The following is a 26,470-nucleotide window of genomic DNA, read 5'->3' as shown; positions in this document are numbered from 1 at the left end:
TAATATTACACACTGTGCTTCTTACTGTTGTCACTTTTACAAACTTACTTACAAGTCCTTTGAAAAGTGTACCTACTCTTCTTCAATATGGTGGTGTAGCAGTCTTAACAGTATTATTTTGTATAGTATATGAATATGAATCTTCCCGTGAGTAAGTAAAGAGAAGAATATTAATCAACAAATGATTTTAAGAAAAATGAACCCTTATATAGCAAAGAGTTTTCAAATTTATTGAATTAGTATCTTCTTCGTTTATCTTGGCATCTCAAGAATAAAGAAAACGACACAATAGTATAGACAGGCTGTCGAGAAAATCTATATAAAATGTGAAGATTTACACTTAAACTAACAGGTGCTTTAGTTCAATAACAGGGGTTGCTGCGGCAACCTTTTTCTTGTGGAACTAACAGGGCAGTTTAGTTTAAGAGCGCTGTTTGATCTTTGTTCAACAATTGGGCCATTTAATCGAATAAGTGTATATTTGAAATAAAGCTGCACTGCTTTGAAAAAACTCTGTATATAAGCGTGCGTTTGTTGAACAAGAAGTAAAAGGGGTGATACATATTATACATGACTAATATGTATCACCCCTTTTTGTAACTTTGTATGATTTTAGGTCTTGAAAAATTTCAAGCAACATAAAAATCGGTATTATTTCTCTCTAATCTGCTCCGTTAGACGGTAGGTTATTACCCAATACAAAAGGGACAAAGCGCTGACAGAGGCACCAAATAGACATACTCCGATCCATCCATAGTTTGCGTATATATTGGTTGAAACAATTGAACCCATGGCACTGCCGATGGAATAAAAAATCATGTAAGCAGCAGTAAGTCGGCTTCTCGCCTCAGGACGCACTGTGAAAATCATACTCTGATTGGTGACATGTACTGCTTGCACAGCCAGGTCAAGAAAGATAACGCCAATAACTAATGCGATCAGTGAGTGTTCGGTAAAGCTGATTAGGAACCATGATGCTAGCAATAAAACTAGGGCTATGCAGGTTGTTCGCTGTCCTAAACCTCGATCAGCCAGACCCCCAGCACGAGCAGCAGCTAATGCTCCGGCAACTCCAGCAAGACCAAACGCTCCAATAGCGGTATGTGAAAGAGAGTATGGTGGAGCACTGAGAGGAAGCACCAACGAAGTCCACAATGTACTAAACGCGGTAAAAATCAGCAGAGCCAGTACTCCGCGGATGCGTAGGATTCGTTCTTGCATGAACAATGTGAGCACCGAACGAAGCAGCTGCGGATAGGATAGTGACTCTCTTTCGCTTTCATCACGCGGGAGTACTCGGAACAACACGCCAGTCATGATGAGTATCATGGCGGCAGAAACTAGATAGACCGAACGCCAACCGGCGAGATCGGTTAGTACACCAGCGAATGTTCGTGCGAGCAGAATGCCGATCACGACTCCACTTTGCACCAAGCCGACTATACGTCCACGCTCGGCTGGGGCAGCCAAAGTCGATGCGAACGCTACGAGCACCTGAGTCACCACAGCAAGCAGTCCGACCGCAGCTAACCCCGTGATAAGCACTGTGATGATGGGGGCGATGCCAACCACAATCAGAGACAACACGGATAAAAGCATCTGACCGATGATTAGCCGACGTCGATTCAGTAGATCACCGAGCGGTACTAGCAGTAGCAGTCCTAGCGCGTAACAAAGCTGAGTAATGGTAATGACAACGCCGATGGATGAATGGGCGATACCGAACTCGGTCGCCAGAGAGTCTAGCAACGGTTGTGCATAGTATATGTTGGCGACAGCCATCCCACAGGCTGTTGCAAACAATAGTGCCATATAGCGAGTCATGGGTGATCCTGATACTATTTGTAACTGAACCGTTTTCGTATCATGATCTTCAACTTTAATTGTTGTTTTTTCTTTAACCTTCACCTTTACCATTACTTACATCCCCTTTTTGTACTTAAGAGTATAGTGTATCGTTCGGTATGAAATAATTCCTTGTAAGGATAACCAACAAAACGTTTTGATGTCAAGTAAGTTATGCAGTTATTTGAATGATGTCCTTGAAAGAATCATCACAATTTGACAATAGGACTTTAATTAAATAAAATCATAATATACCGATTGATAATTAAAAGGAGGATTAATTATCCATGAATCAAATACCGGGGAATAACGAATTAACTGAAATATCTGGGGGCGATTCACCATCTCCAAAATTCCTACAGACAAACGAACAGATTATAAAAAGCTTCTTTGAAGTTGTCAGATCAGGTTGCAATCCCGAACAAGCTAAGTTTTTTATGGCGAAAGAGGTAAGAGCACATCAAGTGAATTCAGAAAGCATGGTGACAATTAAAAGGTCACCTGAGAATTATGCTGATCATATAAGAGAAATGATAGATTCATGGGGGAAATTTAAAATTGAAATTCAAGAATTAATTTCTCAAAATCAAAAAGTTCATGTCAGATGGAAGCAGACAGGAATGCATATTGGAGAGTATGAGGGTTATCTGCCTACAAATAAAGAGGTTATTGAAATAGGTAGTGCCGTATACCTATTAGAGGATCGAAAAATAGTGGAATACTGGATTCAAGTGGACAGATTCGGAATCATTGAGCAAATAAAAAAGAATCAAGAACAAGATTAATTATCTAGTGAAGAAATTTTGTTTTTTGAAATGAGGGATTTATTATGGTTCGACAACGTGAATTTGATGAGGAAAAAGCGTTGGATGATGCTATGTTGCTTTTTTGGGAGAAGGGGTACAAGGCTACTTCGCTAAGCGATTTGACTGCCAAAATGGGGATACAACGACCAAGCTTATACTCAGCTTTTGGAGACAAAGAGAAATTGTTTGAGGCTGCATTACGCAAATATACAAAGCTACATGCTTCCCATATTCGAACAAAAATTCAAAACAATCTATCTGTAAAGGAAGCATTTCAAACATTTTTTGAAGATTTGGTGGAAGAGGAATATAAAGAAAGTCCGAACAAGGGATGTTTTTGCATTAATACAATGGTGGAACTTGCCCCTCACGATGAAAAATTTGAAATCCTTACAAGGGAGCATCAGATGTATCTTTCGATCATATTTCAAGAAACGATTGTCCGAGGTATTCGCTCAGGTGAGCTCGAAAGCAGCCTTAATGCTAAAGTTTTAGCACAGACACTAGTCGTTTCATTAATCGGACTTACCGTGTTAATGAAATCTCGTCCAGAGCGTTCATTTGTAGAAAATTCTGTAGCGATGATATTATCATTATTAAAATAAATTTATCAAAATTCCAGTTTTATCAATCATGTCAGTCTCTGTGAATAAAGGGGGTTTGTATAAAGCCCAATCTATAAAATCGATTGCAGCTGTAATGCTAATTTTTATTAACCAGTTTCGGCAAGTTTTTTTAATAAAAGAATGATTCATTAATTATATTAAAAGCGTATTTTGATCAATCTTTTTTCAAACACGCTTTTTCTTCGTTTATCAAGGTTATTAGTATCAATTTGATCAAACTTTATTTAAAGCAACAATACCATTGAGTTTTCACCTGATATTTTTGTAATTAGTTAACAGCGATACTAACTAATATTAGTAAAGTATTCTTCAATTAAAGGGAGCGATTCTTTAATAAAAATCGATTTTCTTAATGAACTCCCTCAGTTTAATAGATAATGCTCACGAATACTCGCTTATTCGCAGGATTTCATACCACATGGTATAGGTTGCTTTAGATGAACGAAAGAGATAGGACCGTTTTGATAAGATGAGAGCAGATTGAAATAGGGGATCTATTAAAAATCCCATATTATTACATATACTGCACGCATTTTCCACGCTGCCCTTGGAGGCTTTCCCTCCCATGTCTCAACGGGTCATAATCCTATGCCCTTTCATTCCTTCGTCATACCTATCCAAGGGGTGGAGGCCGGTTTTGCTAACGGAACGGGTCATTGCCCTTTTGTTCATTACATCCAGTACTTCGTGCTTTCTTTGAAATCCTACGAATAAGCCAACTTTCGTTAATCACAATGTGAATGTAAATTTACGCTGCTAGTTGTTCAAGAGGGAAGACCATTTCCGGTTTATAGGCAGAGCCATTACGAGCAATCCCTACTAGAACACGGGCAAGTTTTCCACATAGTTTCATGATGGATTTCATTTTCTTAATCTTCTTTCCTTTAACATTGTTCGAGTGTAGGGCTTTAAACTCAGGGTTATTCATCACCAGACTCATGGTCGCAAGGAAAAGGTAACGCCGCAGGCGTGATCTTCCACGTTTGGAAAGAACAATTTGGCCTTTCCACTTCCCAGAGCTTGCTTCAGCTAGATGCAATCCTGCATGACGAAGGAGCGCATTCCCGTGAGCGAACCCACTTAGATCTCCAGCTTCTCCTAAGATACCCGCTAGTGAAATCTCGCTGATTCCTTTAATGGCAAGTAATTGCTTAACGAATGGAATCTGTTCCAAGACGTTTGTGACTTCTTGCGTCACTCTTTCGAGTTGGGATGAAGCGAGATCATATTCCTCTAATAACTGTCCCAAGTGAAGTTTATACGCATCAAGGGCTTGTTTCGTACCAATTGAACGCTTGGCCAAGGCAAGCAGGGAATGGGCTTTTTTATGCCCGGAATGTCGCTTCATACATGATTTCCACCCGGTTACGATATCTTGAGGCTGTAAGGAACATAATTCAGCTGGGGTAGGAAAGAGGCGTAGAGTTGCGATTGCCCCTTTACATGATACGTCTTTAAACACTTCCCGGAACTCGGGAAAGACAACATCCACCCAGCGATTAATTTGGTTGATGGAGCTAACAAGACGCTTAACGATCACATCTCGGTTAGCCATAAGGACACGAAGTTTTTCAAATGATTCTGAAGTGGAACGAACGAAGGCATAGTAGCCATTCTTCACCATATCAGCTATGACAAGGGCATCTTTTTTATCACTTTTGGATTGCGTATTATCACGATTTTCTTTGTTTCTTTTGACATGGTGAGGATTGACCGTGACAACATCAATGTTTTGTTTGACTAGCCACTTTGAAAGGTTTATCCAATAATGACGGGTAGGTTCCATTCCGACTATCGTGGTGTCTAAGTTTTTCAAGTGTTTTAGTTCCTTGATCCAGTTTAGTAAGCTAGTAAAACCCTCTTCGTTATTTTGAAAAGACAAAGGTTTTCCGACCACAATGCCCCGATAGTTTACTGCACGGGCCACGTGTACGTGTTGGGCAATATCCACACCAACAACTAGATGTTGATCCGTAATTCTCTCAATTAGTTGATTTTGTTTGTTTTGCATTTTAAAATTCATAGTAGGGCTTCCTCCTTAAGATTTTGAGTTAGATTGGTCTCTATACTCGTATCTTACTGAGGGGCTCTATTTTTTTCAAACTTGATATTTAACGATCTACAGGAATGCTAACGGATGCTTTAGTTCATTAAGGATTACTAAAGAAAGTCATTTCCTAACGTACAGGAAACGGCTTTTTTTGCTGGGATTTGCTTAACGTACAAAATACCGAGGTTTGGTGATACCCCTTCTATACGTCTTTTTTCGATGATAAAAAAACCACAATAAAAATGAAAAGTAAATATACGTGCAAAATAGCACTTAAAATAAGTGCAAATTATCACCTAAAGTAACAGAGGAGCACCAAGACAGATATGATTGCCGTGTCCAAATGCAATCTGAGGACTTGGATTATGGTGAATATCAAATTCATGGTCGCGTTCAATTTCGTCTCGATTAGCTGATGCAAGCAGAGCTAATATTATTTGGCCTTTTTGTAAGTGTTTGCACCCTTTAAAGCTTAGTTTAAAAGCTACCTATTTCACTAAACTTATCAAAGGAAATTCTTCCTTCTGACAGGATTGTGCTGTTAGCGTGGGCCAAATACTAACATTATAAAAAAACTTCATCATTTTGACCTAACTGGCCCTAAATAGCGAGCTCTTTTTTTATGGTAATATTGTCCTCATATGGTATAATAGTTACAGAGAAGGAGTGTGTTAGCTATTGATAAACCCGAAAACATGCTAATTATTCCTTTTTTATATTTGTTACGTGACTATTATCGTATTTAGTACTTTTAAATCGAGTTTTTAAACAAATCAATATATAATTAGAAAGCGAGATAATAGATTTAAATTTATTAAGGAGGGACATAGAATGATGGAATGGGCTCTAATCATTTTGTTTGGTGTAGCAGTTTTACTGTTCATTTTATCGTTTATTAAAAAGGATTCTGTAAAAGTGGACAGTCAATTGGAACAGCTTGCTATCACTTTTGGAAATGAAATGAATGTATTACAGGAAAAAATCAGGAACATCGAGATAGATGCTGAAATTACGGTGCAAGAGGCAGGCATTCTTGCAATGTCTTCCGAAAAGCGGAACTTGTTGCGTGAAGTACTCGACCTACATAAGCGAGGCTATTCATTTGAAAGCATCGCACTGAAAACAAAACAGACGGAAAATGAGATAGAAGGCTTGCTTACTCCTTACATTAAAACGAAGAGTGAAAGGAGAAATGTGGCCAATGACATCTAAATCAATGCGCAGCTTTGCCGGTGGCCTTATTGTTGCGGCAGGATTGTGCGGTGCAGTGTATTTCTTTGGTCCAAGTGAAGCGACGGGCACTCCAGAGAAACTAACAGAAAATGAGATGAAAGAATCTCTGGCTTCTGAAGGGTATGTCATACATACAGAAAAAGAATGGGAAGATGAGATTGCTGAAGCAAAGTCGATTAAAGATAAAGCGGAAGCTGAAAAAGAAAATGTAAAAGAACCAACAGAGAAAGTCATATATCGTACAGTTCTGAGAGTGTCTAAAGGCTCGACAAGTATCGATGTGGGTAAAACCCTTCAAAAAGCAAAAGTCATTAAGAATGCCAATAAGTTTTCAGACGAGGTTGAAAAGAAAGGCAAGGCCAACGGGCTACGACCTGGAACATATGTGGTAGATAGTGAGATGACGACGGATAAGATCATATCCATCATATTTAAATGACCATAAAAACCGACCATCCATGTGATGGTCGGTTTTTATATGCAGTCAACTCAATGTTACCATTTCAATACTTAAGATTTTTTTGCATAAACCTTTAACAATTAAGATGAGATGAAATGGAAGATTGTTAAAACATGTGAACTTTTTCATGTTTTCCTTACCTTAACCTTTGTCCGCACTCCGGCCCACATTGCAATAATGAGACCTCCAACAGTATCGGCGATTAAATCTGTCATTGTATCTTTATTTCCTCCGCCTTGTAATGTCATTCCGAATAATTGATCAGAACTAAATTCGTAGATTTCCCATATAACACCACCAAGTGCTGCGAAAGAGAGGGTAAACAAAAAGACAAACCAGGGGGATATCCCATTACCTGCATTTCTGTGTACCAAACGTTCATATAAAGCAATTGCAGTAAAAGCAAGAAGGGAACCACTTAGAAAATGTAAGAATGTGTCCCACCACCCCAGTCCATACCAGCCTAAAATAGATCCTAAATATTGTGAACCGAACAAGAAGATTAAATAGGAAATGATAATGGGCAGATTGAATTGAAGCTTTGTAAATAGGGCCAATAGCAGGGGAATTGCTCCACAAACCACACCACCTATCGAAACAAGAGATTTGAAAGTTTCATCGGTTGTATAGTAAAAGATAGATAAAGCTGCCATGAAAAGTACATAGACCAAACTAAATGAAATAACTAACTTACGATTCATATGATTACCTCTGCAAATTATCATGATTTTTTTGTACACTAGAATAAATGGAGATAAGAAGACCGCCAGTAAGACCGAAAATCATATCGTACATAGTATCTTTATTACCGCCTCGCTGCATGGTTTGAGTAAAAGTCAGGTCTCCTGCGAACTCATAGACTTCCCAAAGAACAGTGGCAGTGACTGAAAGTGAGAGAACAAATAGAAAGATGACCCAACTTGAAATATCTTTTCGCGCCCCATGAGGGATGAAAAATTTATAGAGAGCAATTCCAACAAAACCGATAAAAATGCCCTTGTAGAAATGAAGGGTAGAGTCCCACCATTTAAAATCCACATAAAAATTTGCGATTGACCCTAAAAATGTCGTACAGAAAACAAAAACATAAAAACCAATAATGATCAGAATGTTAAAGGGATTATGTTTAACAAATAATAATGAAATGGGCAAGGCACTTACCAATATACCCCCAAGAGCTACCATCCATCGGGAAGAATCATCTTTAATGAGGTAAAAGATGAATAAAACAGTCATAAATACTACAAAAACTAAACTAAGAATAATGATTATTTTATGTTTCAACATACCACCTCATTCATAACATTCATTGGATCATCCTATTGTATTCGACCAACATGCAACGGTGAAAATGGATTTTTTCGAATTTCCAGCCTATTTTTATGATGATCTTTATTTGCCGCCAACTCGCATTATTATAATTACTTTGCTACCATAAGTGCTTTCTTTATAGTGGGCCCAAGAACCAACATATCCAGAATGATAACCAGAGTTAAAATGATTCCTCCGATCAATATCAGGTATAAAAAGCTTTATTCCTTTAGTGAACTTTGAAGAGAAAATCATTGAAAATATAACAGGTTTAGTGAGATTTACCAAAATTAGCTGGATGTTTTGTATATTGCTTAAGATAGAAATTTTTAAAAAATAGTAAGTAATATGAAGGAAATTTCCAACCTTACTTTCAAGACAACAACTACTACAGCTAAAGGAGAAGGGGTATGTAAAACAGCCTTTCCAACTAAATACAAAGGATTAAATGTTGAAACGATCAGGCATTCACCTTTTTGTTTGTTCCTTCCTTCTTAATACTTCTTATTTTTGGCCATTCATGTTCAAGTTATTCACATAGATAAATTAAATTGAACATGAATGGCCTTTCTTCTAGAATCCTACCTTTTTCATTATTCGGGCTCGTTTTCCTGGCTTTTTCCTAGTTATAATATCTAAAAAAGGGAGGAAGCACGCACCTTATAAAAAGTTGACCACGTTTTAAGCAGATACCCAACTCATAAAAAAAGCCATAATACGGCATCAAATTGATGGCTCCAAAATCAATCCGGAAGTCCTTTCAAGTTATATTGTGTGTAAAATGAAAAATTTTTCGGAAGAATAGTTATTTTTTACTATTAACACAAAGTGTTGGAAATGTCAGAATATTAGTAATAGTTATTTTTATGATTATTAAATGAAAAGGGAGGTTTTTTTTTTGAATTTTAAGAAGAAAGTTCTAACAGTTTCATTATCTAGTTTAATGTCTTTAAGCGCTGTAACAGCTGTTGCGCTACCAGTCGGAGCGGTTGGAAATGGCCCCAGTGCTGGAAATGGTCAAGTGACAACTTCAAATCTGCATACATATGAAAGCTTGGTAAGTTATCTAAAAACCCAGGATGCTAAACAAGAAAGGTTGGCATTGGAAGTAATCGGGGAAACGGTAAAAGGAAGAGATATTTATCTTGCGAAATATATTTCCAATCCTAAAAACCCAACTATACTATTTTTAACTCAACAGCATGGAAATGAACAGCTGACTACTGAGGGTGCACTGGAATTCATTAAACATTTAGGAACGAATAAGACTAAAGGGGTATTGGGAAATGTTAACATCCTTATCATTCCTATGTTAAACGCAGATGGGGCAATGGGAGATGTTAATTTCTCTCTTGATGACTATTTGGCAAAAGGTGATCGACATCTAACCCGAGCAAATGCAAACGGGGTCGACTTAAACCGGGAGCATGATAAAAAAACCAATCAAATGCAAGTCGAGGTAAAAGCTTTACACGAAAATGTATTTGCAAAATACGATATAGATTACATGATAGATTTACATCATCAAGGGACGCTAAGCGAAACAGATGGTGAACTTGTTTCAGGTTCAATACTTTATCCTACAAACGCAAACGTAAAGCCTGAAGTGCTAGGAGCTTCAAAAAAGCTGGGTGCTGTTGTATATAACTCAATTGAACCTACTGGTTGGGGCCATATTGGTAAATATGATGGCGGTTCAGGAGAAAATATAGGTCGTAATGGTGCGGCTGTTCGTTATGATATTGCAACTTTACTCTTTGAGATGCGGGGGATGTCTGACCACAATGTCGAGACAGTTGCACTTGGACAAAAAAGTAATGGCTATCTAATAAAGCAAACAGTCACCACTTTGGATGCAGCTGTTAGAGCTATTGCCGATCATTCAATTGAAACGGCCGATGCAAGCTTTTGGGACACCCTGCCAACACAAACGAATCGTTCTGGGGGAGAATCAGACGAATGAAATGATGACACATCCCATTCTGGGATGTGTTTTTTAAAAATTTCCGCATACCGATAGAAGCTCAAACTTGCTCATATTTATAGGAAAAGATAAAAGATGACATAGAAAAAAGGCATCTGCTTTCACTAAAAGCAGATGCCTTTTGAACGAAAACAGTATCGATCTGAAATGTCCCTTCTTCAATAGTTGATGTTTGTTCCTATAAACTATTTTGAGTAGAATTCTCCTTTTTTTGTTCTTCTTTTATTTTTAAGGCTACTAAACTGGCAAAGTCATGGATGATGGTGGCTGCCAATAGTGATGTGATTTGTGTTGGATCATATGGCGGGAGGACTTCCACCAGGTCGAATCCAATAAAGTTGAATCCTTTCAGAGAACGTATCATCTCTAGAGTTTCAAAGCTATTTAGGCCGCCGACTTCAAGGGTGCCAGTACCAGGGGCACAGGATGGATCAACAAAATCAATATCAAAGCTCAAGAAACAAGGTGTATCCCCAATGGTTTTCTTGACTTCCTTCACGACATCTTCGATTCCTCTTTCCTTGAGCTGGGGTGTAGTTATCACGTTGTAGCCTAGATCCGTACTGGAATCTATATCTCCTGGATGATTGAGGGTACCTCTGATTCCAATTTGGAAAACTTTATCCGTTTGGAGCAACCCTTCCTCATATGCACGGATAAAAGGGGAACCATGCCAATATTTCTCATCGTAATAAGTATCCCAGGTATCTGTATGTGAATCAAAATGGAGAAGTGCAACAGGACCGTGTATTTTTGCGGCAGCCCTTAGATTAGCCAAGGTTACTGAATGATCCCCTCCGATGCCAATTGGAATGATCCCGGTTTCCATCAAGTCTGACAGAGCCCCTTCAATTAATTCATAGCTTCGGTGTATATTATGGGGAATCACCGAAACATCCCCAATATCAATTGCATTACATTCATCAAACGGGTACACCTTGTGAATGGGATGGTAAGGAAACAAGGTCATGGATGCCTGACGTACTGCCTGTGGAGCAAACCTAGCTCCTACCCTGAATGAAGCAGCTGTATCAAAAGGCATACCTACCACTGCCAATCTGGCATTTTCTCTCGAAGAAGGTAAGCGCATAAATGATCCGGTCGTACAAAACTCGGGTTTAACATCGGGAGATAAAGGATATTTCATTTTTTATATTCCTCCATTTTCTTATAACTTTAATAGTCTTAAAACTTATATAGATATTAAACATGCAATTAACATGCCAAGTCACAGTAAGTGGTTTTTTGTGGCTTCTAACCAGATATCATCTGCATGGGATATGCAAGTGCGAATAATTTATGGGAAATTGAATCGCCAATTATAAGATGCTGAACGACTTCATTCCTATAAATCAATCCAATGCAGGTAAGAATGCAGGAATAAAAAACATTTCTAGCGTAATTCATTTATCGAAGTAAACCGAAATCAGATGGCACAAAACTTGCATTAAGGTATACAGTTGAAATTTTTATAAAGAGGGAGGTATTGAAATTTATCAATTTAAAAATATTGATCCTACAATTTGAAAGCGGTTTCAAGGAGGAATGATAGGTGGAAAATGAGGTAACATTGAAAAGAACGCTGAAATTATGGCAAATTGTTATGATGGGGTTAGCTTATATGACACCCATGGTCGTATTTGATACATTTGGCATTGTATCTGGGATTACGGGGGGCCATGTGCCGACTGCTTATATCGTCGCGTTGGTAGGGATGCTTTTTACAGCTGCAAGCTATGGAAAACTAGTAAAGGTTTTTCCCGCTGCAGGTTCTGCCTATACTTATACGCAAAAGGCCATTAACCGACATTTAGGATTCCTGGTAGGATGGTCTTCGTTGTTAGACTATTTATTTTTACCTATGGTAAATGCATTGTTGACCAAAATTTATCTCACTGCTTTATTTCCAGAAGTTCCATCATGGCTATGGGTAGTATTATTCGTAGCAATTGTCACCATTCTCAATCTCCGCAGCGTTAATGTACTTGCTAACTTTAATGCTCTTTTTGTTTTAATTCAGATTGCCATCATGGCAGTGTTCATCATTCTTGTTATCAAAGGTTTGCACAATGGAGAAGGTACAGGGGAAGTGTTTACAATAAAGCCTTTCATAAATGAAGGAATGGACTATTCGGCAATTATAACCGGAGCCACGATTCTTTGTTTTTCCTTTTTGGGGTTTGATGCGGTAACTACACTATCTGAGGAGACGCCAAATCCGAAAAAAACGATTCCAAAAGCGATATTTTTAACTGCACTTTGGGGTGGAATCATCTTCATTACCTCTTCTTTCTTTATTCAGCTCTTTTTTCCGGATATATCGCGTTTTAAAGAACCTGATGCTGCGTTACCGGAAATCGCCCTTTATGTAGGTGGAAAGCTATTCCAATCCATTTTTCTGTGCACGACTCTCGTCAATACGCTAGCATCAGGACTCGCATCACATGCCAGCGTTTCACGACTTTTGTATGTCATGGGTCGTGATAAAGTGTTTCCGGAAAAATGGTTTGGGTTTATTCACCCTAAGTGGAAAACGCCAGCCATTAATGTTCTCATAGTTGGAGTCATTTCATTGTCGGCTTTATTCTTTGATCTAGTCACAGCTGCATCACTGATCAACTTTGGTGCATTAATGGCATTTACCTTTGTAAATCTGTCAGTGGTCAGCCATTATATCATCCGGGAAAAAAAGCATCGTACTATAAAGGGATATATCAATTACTTAATTATGCCTTTAATCGGAGCTATTTCAATTGGCATTCTCTGGACCAATCTCGAGACAAGTTCACTAATAATGGGGTCAGGGTGGTTTATTATTGGTTTTTGTTATTTATTATATATCACAAAGGCATTCCGAACGGCCCCGCCTCAATATCAAGTTGAAGAGATTCAACTATGAGACTCGCAGGGAAAAACGCATCCTAAAAAGGATGCGTCAGACTGTAGACAAACTTTGAACTGCCCCGTAAATGTTAGACACCAAACTAACATTTATGGGGTGTTTTTTTATTGCTTGTACAATTTGAACGTTGACCTCGCTTACCGCGGGCGGTCCGCCCTCGGCTTGCGCCTGTGGGGACTCCCCTAGACGCGCTTTCCCCGCAGGAGTCTCGAACACCCGCTCCAATCAACTTTGTCTTACCTTTTAGATAAACACTTTTGCCTGGAGTCATTTTTGTTTTAAAATAGAAGTATTAAAACTTGAGGTGATGAGGATGCTTTCTAAACATGATTCTATTCAGCGAGATCAACTTGAAATGATTACGTTAGATCAACTGGTGCCAGCGAACTATTTGGTCCGAAAAGTGGAGGCCGCCATTGACTTCTCATTCCTATATGACTTGGCGAAAGATATGTATTCAGAGGTAGGACGCCCAAGTATTGATCCAGTTATTTTAGTTAAACTGACATTCATTCAATATACAATCGGTATTCTTCCTTATTAAGTTTATCCAGTGGAAAAGGTTTTTTTATTATGGTTTTCACGGTCTTGATTTATTTCTTCTTGAAGTCGTTGGTCATAAAATAACACCGGCTTTACCGTATACGTCCTCGAACAAAAGAAGGATTCTTCCGCAAACATGACTATGTTTACGATGAACATTTTGATTGTTACCTTTGCCCATCGGGAGAGATTTTTAAGTACTCCACAACGAATAAAGAGGGCATCGCGAGTAAAAATCACCAAAACACATTTGTGTGACATGTCCATTTTTATCAAAGTGTACCGAAAGTAACGACTATCAAAAAGTAGTGACACATCATATTTGGCAAGATTATATGGAAGAAGCAGATCATCTGCGTCATCATCAAGATGTAAAACCTATCTATGCGAAACATAAAGAAACGATTGAGCGTGTATTCGCAGATGCAAAAGAAAAGCACGGCATGCGTTGGACTACTTTAAGGGGACTTAAAAATTGTCAATGCAGGCGATACTCACTTTCGGTGCCATGAATGTAAAGAAAATGACCTAACATAGCGGGCCCGTAGAGACCCAATTCCTTAATATTGAGCAAAATTCAAAGGGGATTTCAAAAGGGGTTCGGTATGTTTTAATTCCGAACCCCTTTTGTCGACAAACTGACGCATCCTAAAAAGGATGCGTTTTTTTACTATTTGTATTTATTTTTTCCATATGCAAATGGATGCTTATGAATGAATTCATATGTCTGGAAGAGTGTATCTTTAACCATGATTGCAGCGGCTAGTAACAACCAGCAATAGTGTTCAAAGCGGTCACCAAATATTAGTAGGGTGATAGATAGGGATAATGTCGGACGACTAAATATTCTTGTTTACATGACGTTCTAAAGTTAGCAATACAAGGATGAGTTTGTCCTGGCTATCTTCTAAGACGAAGAATCTCTTCACGTGCTTTTTGATAATTATCTATGGTTTGTTTATCGATTCGATGAAAAACACTTAAGAAAAGAGCATCAACCACGTTAAGTTGCAAGATTCTAGATGCTATACTGCCGATTCGGTGATCATGTTCGATGTCAGGAAAACAAAGTTGAATACTAGCTATTTTCAATAAAGGAGACTTTGTATAAGCGGTTATTGCCAATACTGGTACGTTTATCTTTTTTGCATATGAAGCCATCTCCAATACATCTTTAGTTTTTCCGGATGTGGAAAAAAGGACTAATGCATCTTCTGATGTGAAATTGGAAACATAGGAAATCACTGTATGAAAGTCAGTGTTCATTCCTGTAGTAACGCCAAGTTTAGCAAATTTATTACTGGCATCTAATGCAGCTGTAGAGGAGCCCCCGACACCAAAAAAAGCAATTTTCTTTGCCTGGCTTAAGCATTCTACTGCTTTTTCAAACTCTTTTTTGTTCAGAGTTTGTCCTAAAGAGTCTAAAGCAAATTTATTGCTCATTGTTACTTTTTGGAAAAGCTGATATGGAGTATCATTTTCCCGTAATAAAGAAAGATCATTAATGTTGGCATTATTTGAACTCATTTCTTTCACCAATGTATGTTGAAAGGTTTTAAAACTTTCTATACCCATTCTTTTACAAAAACGGACAACACTGGCTTGGGAAACATTAGCGTTGATTGATATTTCTTGAATCGTGTAAGTTTGCACCAAATCTGCATGATCCAATATATATTTGGCTACTTGCCGTTCAGCACGTGATAAGGAATCGGCTTTTTCTTTGATTTTTTGTAATAAAGTTGAGCTCATAGTATGTCCCCTTTATTAAAGATTTTAATAACTGCATGAAAACTTCTTATTGTTTCATTATATATCATAAATGAAATGTTTTTTGCACATTTAGCAAAAAAAAATACCAATTATGAAATTTTATTTCTTATTTTTTCAATTAAACCTTGATTTATTAATTCTTTTTTAATAAGATAAGTCTATGAAAACATTCAAAAAATTCTGTTATCAGGAGGGGATAGTTTGAATCGGGCCATTTTACTTGTAAGTCATGGGAATTTAGCTTCGACTATGAAAGAAAGTGTAGAGCTTATAGCAGGGATACAGCAGCAACTCTTTGCATTGAGTATGGGTGACCAAGTAACGTTAGATTCATTTTCAAGAGAACTAGAAGCAGCAGTCAATCAATTGTTGGATCGGTACAAAGAAATAATCATTCTGGCAGATATTAAGGGGGGAACCCCATGCAATGCAGCTACACTTCAAGTGTTGAAAAATAGCCGGGTACAAGTAATCGCTGGTTTCCATTTAGGTTTAGTTATTGAATCTTGCCTTTCACCTGTAAGTCCCAAAGAGCTTTTGGATAATACTTCCCGGAGTATTTGCTATATAAACTCTACAGTTAACCCCATAAATATTAAGGAGGAATTGTAATGAGCATCGTTGTAACCCGTATCGATGAACGCCTTATACATGGGCAAGTTGCTTATTCATGGAGTGTTGCTTATCAAGTCACAGAATTTATTGTAATTGATGATGGCGTCGCAAACGACCCAACACAACTTTTGTTACTTAGCATGGCAGTCCCTTCAGGAAAAAGACATGCTATCCTATCTGTCGAAGATGCAGTGGAATATTTAGATGAGCAGTCAAATCTGGAAAAAACATTTATCGTAGTAAAAAGCCCTCGAGTCCTTTTATCTCTCATTGAAAAAGGGATCATTCTACCTTCAATAAATGTAGGTGGCATGTACTATAAAGAAGGAAAACAGGAAATTAGTAAAACCGTCTTTATGGATGAAGAAGATAAAGCTGTTTTTCTCAAGATTAGAGATCACGGAATCCCTTGTGAAATCAGGACCTCGCCTAATGATAAATCTATTAATTTATTTACCAAGATTTAGAAGTCGAAAAGGTAGTCAAAGTTAAAAGGAGGAGGAAAAGTGGAAATTGAATTAATATCAGCGATTTTGTTAAGTGGTTTTGTTGCAGTTCTCATGACCGAAAATTATGGGTATGGATATTGGATGATTAGCCGTCCCATTTTTGCTGGGCCATTATTGGGGCTAATAATGGGAGACCTACAAACCGGATTAATTGTAGGGGCCAGTGTGGAATTGATGTTTATGGGTGTGTTACCGATTGGAGGCAGTGTTCCTCCTAATGCACAAATTGCTGGTCTAATAGGGACTATATTTGCGATTAGCGCTGGGGGTAAGCCTGAAGTTGGAATTGCACTGGCATTACCAATCGGTATTTTAGCGCAACTTTTAATCATGCTAGCTTGGAATTTTAATATTTATCTAGTGCATCGGGCAGACAATGCTTTACAGGAACTTAATCTAAAAAGGGCAGAACGGCTACACCTTTCTGGAATAATCGTTTTTTTTACAGTTATGTTCATTCCCACTTTTTTAGCCATTTATTTTGGTAGTGGATTTGTAAATAATCTTGTAGACTTAATGCCTTCTTGGTTTATGGAAGGATTAAAGCTTACTGCAGGAATTCTACCTGCAATAGGGATGGCCATGCTCCTAAAAATGATGAACCTCAAGAAGTTTTGGTCATTTTTCCTAATTGGATTTGTTCTGGCAGTCTACTTGGAACAGAATGTACTTTCAATAGCCTTGTTGGGTCTTGGAATCGCGATTAGCATTTCAGCAGTGGGAACGAAAGGAAATGATAGTGAAATTTCCCGTCATTCCTCCCGACAGAGTGAAGCTAAAACGACGATCCTGACAAGGAAAGATTTAATAAAAACATTCTTACGTTCTTTCTTCAGTATGACGTCTATAAATTATGAGCGTTATGGCAGTTTAGGATTCTGCTATGCGATATTGCCGGCACTCAAAAAACTCTATCCAAATAATCAGGATTTAAAAGAATCAGTTGTTCGTCATAATGAGTTTTTTAACTGCCATCCCTATACTTCTAATGCCATCATAGGTGTTGCTCTTGCACTCGAAGAACAACGTGCGCTAGGAAACCCTATCACCTCAGAAACAATTTCTTCTACGAAAGCCGCATTGATGGGACCACTCTCTGGAATTGGTGATTCTGTTTTTAAAGCAACTTTTATGACTATTTTTGCAGCAATCGGCGCTGGTTTGGCGTTGGATGGAAATTTACTTGGACCCATTATATTTATCGTACCAAACGTCTTGCTAAATATTTTCTCTCGTTACTACGGCATTGTCTATGGGTACCAGTTTGGGATAAGCCTAATTCTAAAAATGAAAGACTCTGATATTCTAAATAAGTTTGTTCAGGGAGCTACCATCGTAGGATTAATGGTAACAGGATCTATGGTAGTTAATTTTGTTAAAGTAAGCGTGGCTGCTAAATGGAACTTTGGAGGCAAAGAAATAAATTTGCAAGAACTTCTTGATTCAATCTTACCTGGGCTTTTGCCCCTCCTCTTAACACTTGGTTTCTTATGGGCATTGTTTAAATATCAAAAGGCTATCTACTGGTTAATCTTACTTTCCTTTATTATAGGATTAGCTGGTAAATTCTTAGGAATTCTTTAGGTGGTAATTATGGATGAAAAAAACGTATTGGAAGCCATTAAGAATGGATTGATAGTGTCGTGCCAGGCTAGAATGGGATGGCCGATGTACGGGGCGGATATCATGGGCGCATTAAGCAAGGCTGCAGAAAAAGGAGGCGCCGTTGGTATTAGGGCTACCGGGCCTGAAAATATTAAAGCAATAAAAAAGGTAACAAAATTGCCTGTATTAGGTATTCACAAACAATGGATAGAAGAATGTGAAGTTTATATTACTCCTACCTATGAAAGTGCAACAAGCATCATTGAGGCTGGAGCGTCTATAGTAGCTTTAGATGGGACTCAACGAAAGCGCCCTCATGGAGAAACGCTAGAAAGTATCATAGGAAAAATCCATAGTGAGCATCCAAATATTTTAGTGATGGCAGATTGTGCGACTTTTGAAGAGGGACTAATCGCAGAAAAATTCGGTGCTGATATAGTAGCAACCACATTGTGTGGGTATACAGAGGAAACAAAATACGTGAAGGAGGTTGATTATGACCTTATTCGAAAACTCTCTTCTGCCTTAAAAATCCCCATCATCGCTGAAGGGCATATTCATACTAAAGATCATGCTAGAAAAGCTATTGAAAGTGGTGCTTTTGCTGTCGTGGTAGGAACGGCCATTACTCGCCCTGAAATTATCACAAAAAGGTTTGTAGATGAGTTAAACCTGTTGGCTGAAAAATAGAAGTTTCAATATAATATATTTTGAGTATTTATCTTTTAAGTTTAACAGTCGGTTCCTGACTGACTGCCTTTTGATTAGTCGGTACCATCGCCTGGCATCTGCTACATAAAAATCAACGACTCTTTATCAGGATAAGCAAAAAAAGAGCACCCAATGAATGTTTTTACATTTATCGGGTGCTCTTTTGGGTTTTGTTGGAATAAGGAGAAATCGACGTGTATGGATTTTTCTTAAATTGTGATCATCAGGAATGAGGTATAGATAATGATAGAGTATTTTGGGATCAGTTTTTAACATGAGAAACAAAAAAAGCTCAAAAGGAAGTTTTTCCATTTAATGAAATTCCTTTAGGTATTTAATCATCATTTTTTACATATGCAAACCTGAATTGCTTATGAATTAATACATATGCTTAATGATTGAATGTGTGGTGTTGATGATTGCAAATGGCGGTCTATTGCTATACACACTATATCCTCAAAGCTGGCATGAAAATTGCTTAATAAAGTTATAAGAATAAAAGTGAGGTGCAAAATGACAGGGGAAATTAAGATGATTGAAAAACGTCAATTGGATAATCCACTGCAAGAATTCCAGGATATTTTAAAAGAAGCCATTCAAGTTTTGGACTATCCAGATCTGGTTTTTGATTTTTTAAAAGCACCAATGCGTTTTCTGGAAGTCTGTATTCCTATTCAAATGGATACTGGGGAGACAAGGATGTTTCAAGGATATCGGGCCCAACATAATGATGCTGCCGGTCCAACGAAAGGGGGGATTCGTTTTCACCCGGATGTCACTCCTGAAGAAGTTAAGGCATTGGCGGGTTGGATGAGTTTGAAATGCGGAATAACGGATCTCCCATATGGAGGGGCAAAGGGTGGCATTGTGTGTGATCCCAGACAGATGAGTTCATCAGAGCTAGAACGATTAAGCCGAGGGTATGTCAGGGCGGTCAGTCAAATAGTGGGGCCTACAAAGGATATTCCGGCTCCGGATATGTATACGAATTCTCAAATCATGGCCTGGATGCTAGATGAATACGATCACATCAGGGAATTCGATTCACCCGGCTTTATTACAGGGAAACCACTCACATTAGGTGGATCGAAGGGCAGGGAAAAGGCTACTTCCAAGGGAGTATTATATACACTTCAAATGATAAGTGATTTAAAGGGGATTCCGATTGAAGGCATGCGGGTAATCATTCAGGGTTTCGGGAATGTCGGCAGTCATTTAGCTATGTATTTATATGAAATGGGGGCTAAGGTTGTCGGTATAGCAGATGAGCTTGGAGGTTTATATGACCCGAATGGCTTAGACGTTGCTTACCTTTTGGAGAACAGGGACTCTTTTGGGGTCATTTCGAATTTATACAAAGATACATTATCCAATCAAGAATTATTGGAAAAAGAGTGTGATGTGCTGATTCCCGCAGCTATTAGCGGGGTGATAAATAAAGATAATGCAAAACGATTAAAATGTGAAATTGTGATCGAAGCAGCAAATGGGCCGACAACAAAAGAAGCAATCAAGATTCTCGATGAAAAAGGCATAGTGCTAGTCCCGGACATTTTGGCGAATTCAGGAGGGGTGATAGTCTCGTATTTTGAATGGTGCCAGAACAACCAAGGTTATTACTGGACGGAAGAGCTTGTGGATGAACGATTGAAGGAAAAGATAACAGCCAGCTTTTTGAATGTCTATCATACTTCCCAAAAATATTCCGTGAACATGAAAGTAGCTGCATATATCGAAGGGATTCGCAAAACAGCAGAAGCATCCCGGCTTCGGGGGTGGGTCAGGTTCTAATGGAATTGGGGCTTACAAGAAAGGAGGCTATCCTTTGAATTTTGATATTCTATCCGAAAATAAAGAAAACCAAGCCATTCATCATTATTGCTTATTGTCACAAGATTATAGATATGATGTGACCATTGTATATTCGGCCCAATTTTTAGGTAAAGCAATGGTGACTTCCATTCAAAGCGGAAGAATGATCCTGTTGTGTGCCAATGATATTAATTTAGATCAGTACTGGGCTCCGACCCTTGGAATTGAACAAGAAGATATACCGGACTTCCAAGACTTTCTCAAGTTAGTTCTACAATCTCCATTTCATTTTGAAGAATACTGAAGGAAGGAATGATGTAAATGTACGTTGATGTGATTCTTAGCCCTTGTGATGGCTCGGTTGAAAAAATTTCAATATCCAAAAATTCCAGATTCTACGAATGGGAACCGTTATTTCAGATAAAGAAGGCAGATGGAGGTGTGGAAATCATTGATATTGGTGTCAGCGGAGAGGTGGAGTCATTGGAGGTAATGGAGGGGGAACCAGTTGTGGCTGGAGAGGTCCTCGCCTATTTTAAAGAAGATTCATTCGTGACAGGCAGCGATTAATTTAAAACGAAAAAGAAGATGAAATGATTCATCTTCTTTTTCCGCTTATCCGTTTATCCTCCGCAGCACCTTTATTCATTGACCCCTATATCCCAATTTTGACGAAACCCGATTGCCAGTTTCCATCACATTCTCAATGAGGAACTCAAGTCTATCCTCTGTCAGGTTAAAGCTCACAAAACCAATGCTCACTGCCCCGTGCACTTCCCCAAAATGGTTCAGTATCGGAACGGCTACAGAGCATGTTCCTTCTGTCCGTTCGCTGTGACTGATTCCATATCCCTTCTTTTTAGTCTCTTGCAATATATCCCAAAAAGATGCTCTTTCTTGAATAGGCAAAAGAGCATCTACGATTTTTTTAGCTTGATTATATGGCATATAGGCGAGCATCACTTTATTTGCAGCTCCAATATGCATAGGTACTCGTGAGCCAAGCTGGTCATAAACCCGGATTTGGCTTTTTTCACTGTCGATTCGTTCGATAACGAGTGACTCCATACCGATTGGCTGGCTAAGATACACGCTTTCCTCCACTTTGTTCATCAGCCTTTCTAGTTCAGGCCTAATTTGACTGATGTAATCCATTTTGTCATACATACGCAAACCATTTTCGAGCCAAATATTCCCTAAACCATATTGTTTAGATTGTCCATCCTGTTGAATTAATCCATGCTTGGACATTGCTTTTAATAATCGATGCATGGAACTGACAGGAAGCTCACATTCTTGAGAAAGTTCCGTAATTGATAGCCAGTTTTCCGATGAATTGGAAACTAGCACTTTTATAACGTTCATGGCACGGTCAATCGATTGCATAAACAAACCACCTATCTTTCATTACAAGTTGAATAAAACTTCGATTTATTTGAATATTTAAAACATATTGACATTATACCAAATTTAATTTTATAATAAAAGAAAAAATTCCTATTAGCGGAAACGTTTTCCGATGGGCGGAAAAAGGAGGGGGAGGCAGTGACATTTTGTTCGTCTATGTTCAAACCATTGGAACGTGTCATTGTAAAACATCCGAAAGAAGCTTTTATTAGTCAAGAGCATTTAAGCCAAGCATGGCAGAACTTCAACTTTGCGGAAGAGCCAGATTTCAACGAAGCCCTAACAGAGTATGGTGACTTTATTTCCATTTTGGAGAAATATGTTCCAAACATCGATTATTTGCCAGCATCTTCGCTAGTCGGCATTGACTCCTTATATGCCCATGACCCGGTCAAATTCACAAGCCAAGGAGCGATTATTTTAAAGTCCGGAAAAGAATTGAGGCAGCCTGAAGCTGATGTATATAAGGAATATTGTCTAGAAAAGAACATCCCGATTATTGGGTATTTAACGGGTGAAGCGGTCGCGGATGGCGGTGATATCATTTGGCTTGATGATAAGACGCTTGTTGTCGGACATGGTTATCGTACAAACGCTGAAGCCATTCGGCAATTAAAAGAAATGACCACTCATCTAGTGGATGAATTCATCGTAGTTCAGCTTCCGCATGATCAAGGTGAGGCAGAGTGTCTCCACCTTATGTCTTTCATCAGCATGATCGACCATGATTTAGCGGTAGTTCATTCTCGGCTTATGCCAGTCTTTTTCAGAAAACTGCTTATTGAACGAGGCATTCAGCTTATCGAAGTGCCGGATGATGAGTATGTGAACTTAGGCTGCAATGTGCTTGCCATTGCTCCGCGGGTTTGTGTGATTTCTTCTGGTAACGCTTACACAAAGCAAAAGCTTCTTGATGAAGGAGCGACAGTTTATGAATATAAAGGGACAGAAATCAGTTACAAAGGCACTGGCGGTCCAACCTGTTTAACCTGTCCGGTGGTTCGTACAAATATTGAAGGGGGATTGGAATGAGTCAATTACTATGGGGTACTCCAGAAACGCTCCGTACCTTGTTATGTGAACTTGTTAGCTGGGAGAGCCGTACTCTTACATTAGGGGAACGGATGTTTCCGTATAAGCTGCAAGATAAATTGAGGGAGCTTGATTATTTTAAAAGGAATCCGGAGCACTTATCACTTCATGAAGCTGATTTAGGGAGAAATTTTGTCACTGCCTTTTATAAACATCCTGCAGCAAAGGAGACCGTTGTATTAATTAGCCACTTTGATACGGTTCATACTGAAGAATATGGTGATCTTGAGACTCTCGCTTTTCAACCGGAGGAGCTCACGAAAAAACTTCATGACAGGAAAGATGAACTACCGGAAGAAGCGCGCATTGATCTTGAATCGGGAAAGTACCTGTTTGGTAGAGGAACGATGGATATGAAAATGGGGCTTGCCCTTCATATGGCTATCATCGAAAAGGCAAGCAGTGAACAATGGCCGATCAATCTCCTGCTGTTAACGGTCCCTGATGAGGAAGTGAATTCTGCGGGAATGAGGGCTGCGGTTAAAGAACTTGTGACTTTACGTGATAAATATGATCTATCCTATAAAATGTTTTTTAATAGTGAACCGTCCTTTTCACAGAAACCGGGTGATAATAGACATTATATTTATTCCGGAACTTTGGGGAAAATCATGCCGGCTGCCCTTTTTTATGGGAAAGAAACTCATGTGGGTGAGCCATTAAAGGGCATGACGGCTAACTATATAGCCTCGTTCCTCACGCAGCTCATGGAGTGGAACACTCTTTTTCTGGAAAGTGATCTTGGCGAGGAAACACCTTTACCCGTATCGCTTCAGCAAAAAGATCTAAAACTGCAATATTCAACACAGACACCTTATCGGGCAGCCGCGCTTTATAATGTGTTCATTATGAAAAGAACAGCTGCAGAAGTAATGGATTTATTCGAGCAAGTTGCAAACGAAGCAGCGATGAAATGCAATGAATCCTATAAAGAGCTTTGTCTGCGTGAACAAATCGAAGGTGTGGGCGAAGTGAAAGTATTGCGCTACGAAAAGTTACTTTCATATGCCAAGGGCAAATTTGGCGTGAGTTTTGTTGAGCAAATAAAGAGTGATGTTAAAGAAAACATGGATTTGGATGAGCGGGAAAAATCAGTGCGGATCGCCGAAAAATTGATGATACAATGTCAGGAGCTTTCACCCGCCATTGTATTGCTGTTCGCACCGCCATATTATCCAGCCGTAAATACGTCCGCTGATCCGCTCATTATGGAATCTGTGAAATTAATGAAGGAAACTGCCAGCATGCTTGATGAAGAAGTCAGCCAAATTCATTATTTTAATGGCCTTTGCGATTTAAGCTATGTTCAATATAGTGATGAGTCTGATGGCTGGACGGCTTTTGAAAAAAATACACCAGTCTGGGGCGATACTTACAGCATCCCTTTTGCTGATATGCAAAAACTTCAGGCACCTGTACTTAATGTGGGTCCGTTCGGCAAGGATGCACACCAGCGTACTGAGCGCCTTCACATCGATAGCGCCTTCGTCCATACGCCAGTTATGCTGGAGAGGTTAATAAAGAGTATGTTTAAGTGTTTGGTTGAAAAGTGAAAGAAGGGATCCTGCACCTCTGCAGGAAAAACCAGAAGATATCAGCTCATAAAGTATTAAACTTTAACTGGGGGCCTTTTATGAATAACCAGCCTGAAGGTCAAATCACTTCCGAGCCGCTTAATCAAAAAAAAAAGCCACTTAACCAACTAACGGAGTTACCGGAAAAAGGGATAAATCCTTTTGTCTTAATGTTCATCGTAATTGTAATAGTGACAGTTTTAACCTACATCTTACCTGCAGGCCCTATCTTTTGATTCAGATTGCGGTAGCGATTATCTTTTTGATCATTGCTCAAAGCATACAGTATGGCCCTTTTTAAAGGTTCGAGAAGTCTGAATATTGGCACTAAATTAATAGGGAGGAGGCAATCATGATGAAGTCAAAACAGGAGACAGTTGTGGGTGAAGTGATTTCATGGAGACGTCATTTTCACGAAAATCCGGAGCTCTCATATCAGGAGCACCAGACTTCTGAATACATCTACAAGAAATTAAAAACCTTTTCAGGATTAGAAGTGACAAGACCAACCGAAACGAGCGTTTTAGCGGTTCTCAAAGGAGCTAAAAAATCTGCCGGAAAATCGAATACGATCATCTTTCGTGCGGATATTGATGCACTTCCGATCGAAGAAGAAGCAGAAATTGAATTTAAATCAAAAAATCCTGGAATTATGCATGCGTGCGGACATGATGCACATGCTGCGATGTTATTAGGTGCGGCAAAAGTCCTTTCTGGAAAAAAAGAAGGGATTAGTGGAGAAATCAGGTTTATTTTCCAACATGCCGAGGAGGTTCTGCCAGGGGGAGCTCAGGAATTGGTTAAAAAAGGGGTTGTGGAAGGAGTAGATTATGCATTTGCACTGCATGTTACTCCTTATGAACGAACAGGAACAATATGTATAAGGGAAGGGGTATTCTGTGCAGCAGCTGATGATTTTGAAATTAAAATCATTGGTCAGGGCGGTCATGCGTCGACTCCGGAATTAACGGTAGATCCGCTAATCATTGGTGCAGAAATTACGACGAATATTCAACATATCGTTTCCAGAAAAATTTCAGCTCTTAGGACACCAGTCATTTCAGTCACTCAGTTCCATTCTGGAAGTGCGCTCAATGTCATTCCTGAATATGCAGAAATCGGTGGTACCATTCGTTCCTTAGACTCTGAAAGCCGAGTGAAAGCAAGGGAGTATCTAGAGCAAATTGTTAAGGGGATTTCAGAAGCGCATGGGGCAAATTGTGAAATTACTTGGTATTTAGGATATCCAGCCGTAGTAAATGATAAAGCTGCTGTTGATATTTCTAGAACGGTCATGGAAGGTATGTTTGAAAAAAATCATATCATCCATGTTGACGATCCTATGTTTGGGACAGAAGATTTTTCAGCTTTTTCCGAAATCGTCCCCTCTTCCATGCAATTCATAGGCGTCCATAATAACGAGTTTGGAAAAGCATATCCTTTACACCATCCTAAATTTAAAATCGATGAGAAGGCTTTAGAGTATGGAGTAAGATATTTTGTAGGGATAGCGGATAAATTATGCAGTCATCAAAATAACTGAGAAAGCATGGGCAAATAAGAGACACCCGTAATAGTTTAAGAGAGGCTTTCGGTTGTCTCTTCTCCTTCT

Annotated in this window: 24 protein-coding genes and 2 pseudogenes; 19 read left to right on the top strand and 7 right to left on the bottom strand. The window is 38.9% G+C overall.

Features of this window, described 5'->3' with window-relative positions:
- Nucleotides 1-651 precede the first annotated feature (651 nt).
- Nucleotides 652-1,824: an MFS transporter gene (locus ACFX4X_RS05010; protein WP_377382148.1), complete on the bottom strand. Its 1,173-nt coding sequence runs from the start codon at nt 1,822-1,824 to the stop codon at nt 652-654.
- 308 nt (nt 1,825-2,132) lie between these two features.
- On the opposite strand from ACFX4X_RS05010, the gene ACFX4X_RS05005 reads away from it, so the two are divergent.
- Nucleotides 2,133-2,630: an ester cyclase gene (locus tag ACFX4X_RS05005; protein ID WP_377382134.1), complete on the top strand. Its 498-nt coding sequence runs from the start codon at nt 2,133-2,135 to the stop codon at nt 2,628-2,630.
- A 44-nt stretch (nt 2,631-2,674) separates the two neighbouring features.
- Nucleotides 2,675-3,256, top strand: a complete 582-nt coding sequence (locus ACFX4X_RS05000; protein WP_377382131.1) for a TetR/AcrR family transcriptional regulator — start codon at nt 2,675-2,677, stop codon at nt 3,254-3,256.
- 769 nt (nt 3,257-4,025) lie between these two features.
- Here the strand turns inward: ACFX4X_RS05000 and ACFX4X_RS04995 are convergent.
- On the bottom strand, nt 4,026-5,300 hold the full coding sequence (locus ACFX4X_RS04995; RefSeq protein ID WP_377382128.1) for an IS110 family RNA-guided transposase: 1,275 nt from the start codon (nt 5,298-5,300) through the stop codon (nt 4,026-4,028).
- A gap of 858 nt (nt 5,301-6,158) precedes the next feature.
- Here ACFX4X_RS04995 and ACFX4X_RS04990 point away from each other — a divergent pair.
- Together ACFX4X_RS04990 and ACFX4X_RS04985 are read left to right on the top strand one after the other, a co-directional pair.
- Nucleotides 6,159-6,539, top strand: a complete 381-nt coding sequence (locus tag ACFX4X_RS04990; protein WP_250211678.1) for a hypothetical protein — start codon at nt 6,159-6,161, stop codon at nt 6,537-6,539.
- Nucleotides 6,529-6,999, top strand: coding sequence for a hypothetical protein (locus ACFX4X_RS04985; RefSeq protein ID WP_377382124.1), 471 nt, complete (start codon nt 6,529-6,531; stop codon nt 6,997-6,999). Before ACFX4X_RS04990 ends, ACFX4X_RS04985 begins: the two co-directional genes overlap by 11 nt.
- Nucleotides 7,000-7,145: 146 nt before the next feature.
- Here the strand turns inward: ACFX4X_RS04985 and ACFX4X_RS04980 are convergent, their stop codons facing one another.
- Entirely contained in the window at nt 7,146-7,721 is a 576-nt protein-coding gene (locus ACFX4X_RS04980; protein ID WP_061463799.1) for a DUF2238 domain-containing protein, read from the bottom strand.
- Nucleotides 7,722-7,725: 4 nt separating this feature from the next.
- Entirely contained in the window at nt 7,726-8,304 is a 579-nt protein-coding gene (locus ACFX4X_RS04975) for a DUF2238 domain-containing protein (RefSeq protein WP_377382120.1), read from the bottom strand.
- A 970-nt stretch (nt 8,305-9,274) separates the two neighbouring features.
- On the opposite strand from ACFX4X_RS04975, the gene ACFX4X_RS04970 reads away from it, so the two are divergent.
- Nucleotides 9,275-10,294 carry a M14 family zinc carboxypeptidase gene (locus tag ACFX4X_RS04970; RefSeq protein WP_377382145.1) on the top strand — a complete coding sequence of 340 codons (1,020 nt, stop codon included), beginning with the start codon at nt 9,275-9,277 and terminating at the stop codon, nt 10,292-10,294.
- Between the two features lie 199 nt (nt 10,295-10,493).
- On the opposite strand, the gene speB is transcribed toward ACFX4X_RS04970, so the two are convergent.
- Entirely contained in the window at nt 10,494-11,462 is a 969-nt protein-coding gene (gene speB / locus ACFX4X_RS04965) for an agmatinase (protein WP_377382115.1), read from the bottom strand.
- A gap of 405 nt (nt 11,463-11,867) precedes the next feature.
- On the opposite strand from speB, the gene ACFX4X_RS04960 reads away from it, so the two are divergent.
- The 3 genes and pseudogenes from ACFX4X_RS04960 to ACFX4X_RS25530 form a co-directional block, all read left to right on the top strand.
- Nucleotides 11,868-13,214: an APC family permease gene (locus ACFX4X_RS04960; RefSeq protein WP_377382112.1), complete on the top strand. Its 1,347-nt coding sequence runs from the start codon at nt 11,868-11,870 to the stop codon at nt 13,212-13,214.
- Between the two features lie 316 nt (nt 13,215-13,530).
- A pseudogene (locus ACFX4X_RS25535) lies at nt 13,531-13,749 on the top strand (transposase); the annotation flags it as partial.
- Between the two features lie 64 nt (nt 13,750-13,813).
- A pseudogene (locus ACFX4X_RS25530) lies at nt 13,814-14,292 on the top strand (transposase); the annotation flags it as partial.
- Between the two features lie 368 nt (nt 14,293-14,660).
- Here ACFX4X_RS25530 and ACFX4X_RS04950 read toward each other — a convergent pair.
- Nucleotides 14,661-15,512, bottom strand: a complete 852-nt coding sequence (locus ACFX4X_RS04950) for a MurR/RpiR family transcriptional regulator (protein WP_377382109.1) — start codon at nt 15,510-15,512, stop codon at nt 14,661-14,663.
- A gap of 222 nt (nt 15,513-15,734) precedes the next feature.
- On the opposite strand from ACFX4X_RS04950, the gene ACFX4X_RS04945 reads away from it, so the two are divergent.
- The 7 genes from ACFX4X_RS04945 to ACFX4X_RS04915 all read left to right on the top strand — a co-directional run bounded on the left by ACFX4X_RS04945 (nt 15,735) and on the right by ACFX4X_RS04915 (nt 21,355).
- Entirely contained in the window at nt 15,735-16,145 is a 411-nt protein-coding gene (locus tag ACFX4X_RS04945; RefSeq protein ID WP_377382106.1) for a PTS sugar transporter subunit IIA, read from the top strand.
- Nucleotides 16,145-16,615 carry a PTS sugar transporter subunit IIB gene (locus tag ACFX4X_RS04940; RefSeq protein WP_377382103.1) on the top strand — a complete coding sequence of 157 codons (471 nt, stop codon included), beginning with the start codon at nt 16,145-16,147 and terminating at the stop codon, nt 16,613-16,615. Before ACFX4X_RS04945 ends, ACFX4X_RS04940 begins: the two co-directional genes overlap by 1 nt.
- Nucleotides 16,616-16,654: 39 nt before the next feature.
- Nucleotides 16,655-18,241, top strand: a complete 1,587-nt coding sequence (locus ACFX4X_RS04935) for a PTS system mannose/fructose/sorbose family transporter subunit IID (RefSeq protein WP_284470376.1) — start codon at nt 16,655-16,657, stop codon at nt 18,239-18,241.
- Nucleotides 18,242-18,250: 9 nt separating this feature from the next.
- Complete coding sequence (locus ACFX4X_RS04930; RefSeq protein WP_377382099.1) at nt 18,251-18,952, top strand: N-acetylmannosamine-6-phosphate 2-epimerase; 702 nt, start codon at nt 18,251-18,253, stop codon at nt 18,950-18,952.
- 552 nt (nt 18,953-19,504) lie between these two features.
- Nucleotides 19,505-20,764, top strand: a complete 1,260-nt coding sequence (locus ACFX4X_RS04925) for a Glu/Leu/Phe/Val family dehydrogenase (protein ID WP_284470378.1) — start codon at nt 19,505-19,507, stop codon at nt 20,762-20,764.
- Between the two features lie 34 nt (nt 20,765-20,798).
- The gene (locus ACFX4X_RS04920; RefSeq protein ID WP_061463788.1) at nt 20,799-21,089 is read left to right on the top strand and encodes an SAV0927 family protein; all 291 of its coding nucleotides are present in this window, start codon (nt 20,799-20,801) and stop codon (nt 21,087-21,089) included.
- 17 nt (nt 21,090-21,106) lie between these two features.
- Nucleotides 21,107-21,355 (top strand): biotin/lipoyl attachment domain-containing protein, encoded by a 249-nt coding sequence (locus tag ACFX4X_RS04915; RefSeq protein WP_089363481.1) that lies wholly within the window; start codon nt 21,107-21,109, stop codon nt 21,353-21,355.
- Nucleotides 21,356-21,430: 75 nt separating this feature from the next.
- Here the strand turns inward: ACFX4X_RS04915 and ACFX4X_RS04910 are convergent, their stop codons facing one another.
- On the bottom strand, nt 21,431-22,171 hold the full coding sequence (locus ACFX4X_RS04910; protein WP_377382094.1) for an IclR family transcriptional regulator: 741 nt from the start codon (nt 22,169-22,171) through the stop codon (nt 21,431-21,433).
- Between the two features lie 177 nt (nt 22,172-22,348).
- Between ACFX4X_RS04910 and ACFX4X_RS04905 the strand changes: the two genes are divergently transcribed.
- From ACFX4X_RS04905 to ACFX4X_RS04890, 4 genes are all read left to right on the top strand, one after another.
- A complete protein-coding gene (locus tag ACFX4X_RS04905) occupies nt 22,349-23,224 on the top strand; it encodes a dimethylarginine dimethylaminohydrolase family protein (RefSeq protein WP_284472037.1) in 876 nt (291 codons plus the stop codon).
- On the top strand, nt 23,221-24,837 hold the full coding sequence (locus tag ACFX4X_RS04900) for a M20/M25/M40 family metallo-hydrolase (protein WP_377382091.1): 1,617 nt from the start codon (nt 23,221-23,223) through the stop codon (nt 24,835-24,837). Before ACFX4X_RS04905 ends, ACFX4X_RS04900 begins: the two co-directional genes overlap by 4 nt.
- Before the next feature lie 80 nt (nt 24,838-24,917).
- Nucleotides 24,918-25,094, top strand: coding sequence for a hypothetical protein (locus ACFX4X_RS04895; RefSeq protein ID WP_377382088.1), 177 nt, complete (start codon nt 24,918-24,920; stop codon nt 25,092-25,094).
- A gap of 116 nt (nt 25,095-25,210) precedes the next feature.
- Nucleotides 25,211-26,401 (top strand): amidohydrolase, encoded by a 1,191-nt coding sequence (locus ACFX4X_RS04890; protein ID WP_377382085.1) that lies wholly within the window; start codon nt 25,211-25,213, stop codon nt 26,399-26,401.
- Nucleotides 26,402-26,470 lie beyond the last annotated feature (69 nt).

Source organism: Peribacillus sp. YIM B13481, assembly GCF_042787985.1.
GTDB lineage: Bacteria > Bacillota > Bacilli > Bacillales > DSM-1321 > Peribacillus > Peribacillus simplex_A.
Note: the sequence above shows the minus strand (reverse complement) of the source record. Positions and strands in the feature narration are given on the sequence as shown.

What these genes read in the sequence shown, in the direction of transcription:
- ACFX4X_RS05010 (WP_377382148.1), bottom strand. Translation starts at nt 1,824, where the DNA reads ATGACTCGCTATATGGCACTATTGTTTGCAACAGCCTGTGGGATGGCT.
- ACFX4X_RS05005 (WP_377382134.1), top strand. Translation starts at nt 2,133, where the DNA reads ATGAATCAAATACCGGGGAATAACGAATTAACTGAAATATCTGGGGGC.
- ACFX4X_RS05000 (WP_377382131.1), top strand. Translation starts at nt 2,675, where the DNA reads ATGGTTCGACAACGTGAATTTGATGAGGAAAAAGCGTTGGATGATGCT.
- ACFX4X_RS04995 (WP_377382128.1), bottom strand. Translation starts at nt 5,300, where the DNA reads ATGAATTTTAAAATGCAAAACAAACAAAATCAACTAATTGAGAGAATT.
- ACFX4X_RS04990 (WP_250211678.1), top strand. Translation starts at nt 6,159, where the DNA reads ATGATGGAATGGGCTCTAATCATTTTGTTTGGTGTAGCAGTTTTACTG.
- ACFX4X_RS04985 (WP_377382124.1), top strand. Translation starts at nt 6,529, where the DNA reads ATGACATCTAAATCAATGCGCAGCTTTGCCGGTGGCCTTATTGTTGCG.
- ACFX4X_RS04980 (WP_061463799.1), bottom strand. Translation starts at nt 7,721, where the DNA reads ATGAATCGTAAGTTAGTTATTTCATTTAGTTTGGTCTATGTACTTTTC.
- ACFX4X_RS04970 (WP_377382145.1), top strand. Translation starts at nt 9,275, where the DNA reads ATGTCTTTAAGCGCTGTAACAGCTGTTGCGCTACCAGTCGGAGCGGTT.
- speB (WP_377382115.1), bottom strand. Translation starts at nt 11,462, where the DNA reads ATGAAATATCCTTTATCTCCCGATGTTAAACCCGAGTTTTGTACGACC.
- ACFX4X_RS04950 (WP_377382109.1), bottom strand. Translation starts at nt 15,512, where the DNA reads ATGAGCTCAACTTTATTACAAAAAATCAAAGAAAAAGCCGATTCCTTA.
- ACFX4X_RS04940 (WP_377382103.1), top strand. Translation starts at nt 16,145, where the DNA reads ATGAGCATCGTTGTAACCCGTATCGATGAACGCCTTATACATGGGCAA.
- ACFX4X_RS04930 (WP_377382099.1), top strand. Translation starts at nt 18,251, where the DNA reads ATGGATGAAAAAAACGTATTGGAAGCCATTAAGAATGGATTGATAGTG.
- ACFX4X_RS04925 (WP_284470378.1), top strand. Translation starts at nt 19,505, where the DNA reads ATGATTGAAAAACGTCAATTGGATAATCCACTGCAAGAATTCCAGGAT.
- ACFX4X_RS04915 (WP_089363481.1), top strand. Translation starts at nt 21,107, where the DNA reads ATGTACGTTGATGTGATTCTTAGCCCTTGTGATGGCTCGGTTGAAAAA.
- ACFX4X_RS04910 (WP_377382094.1), bottom strand. Translation starts at nt 22,171, where the DNA reads ATGCAATCGATTGACCGTGCCATGAACGTTATAAAAGTGCTAGTTTCC.
- ACFX4X_RS04905 (WP_284472037.1), top strand. Translation starts at nt 22,349, where the DNA reads ATGTTCAAACCATTGGAACGTGTCATTGTAAAACATCCGAAAGAAGCT.
- ACFX4X_RS04900 (WP_377382091.1), top strand. Translation starts at nt 23,221, where the DNA reads ATGAGTCAATTACTATGGGGTACTCCAGAAACGCTCCGTACCTTGTTA.
- ACFX4X_RS04895 (WP_377382088.1), top strand. Translation starts at nt 24,918, where the DNA reads ATGAATAACCAGCCTGAAGGTCAAATCACTTCCGAGCCGCTTAATCAA.
- ACFX4X_RS04890 (WP_377382085.1), top strand. Translation starts at nt 25,211, where the DNA reads ATGATGAAGTCAAAACAGGAGACAGTTGTGGGTGAAGTGATTTCATGG.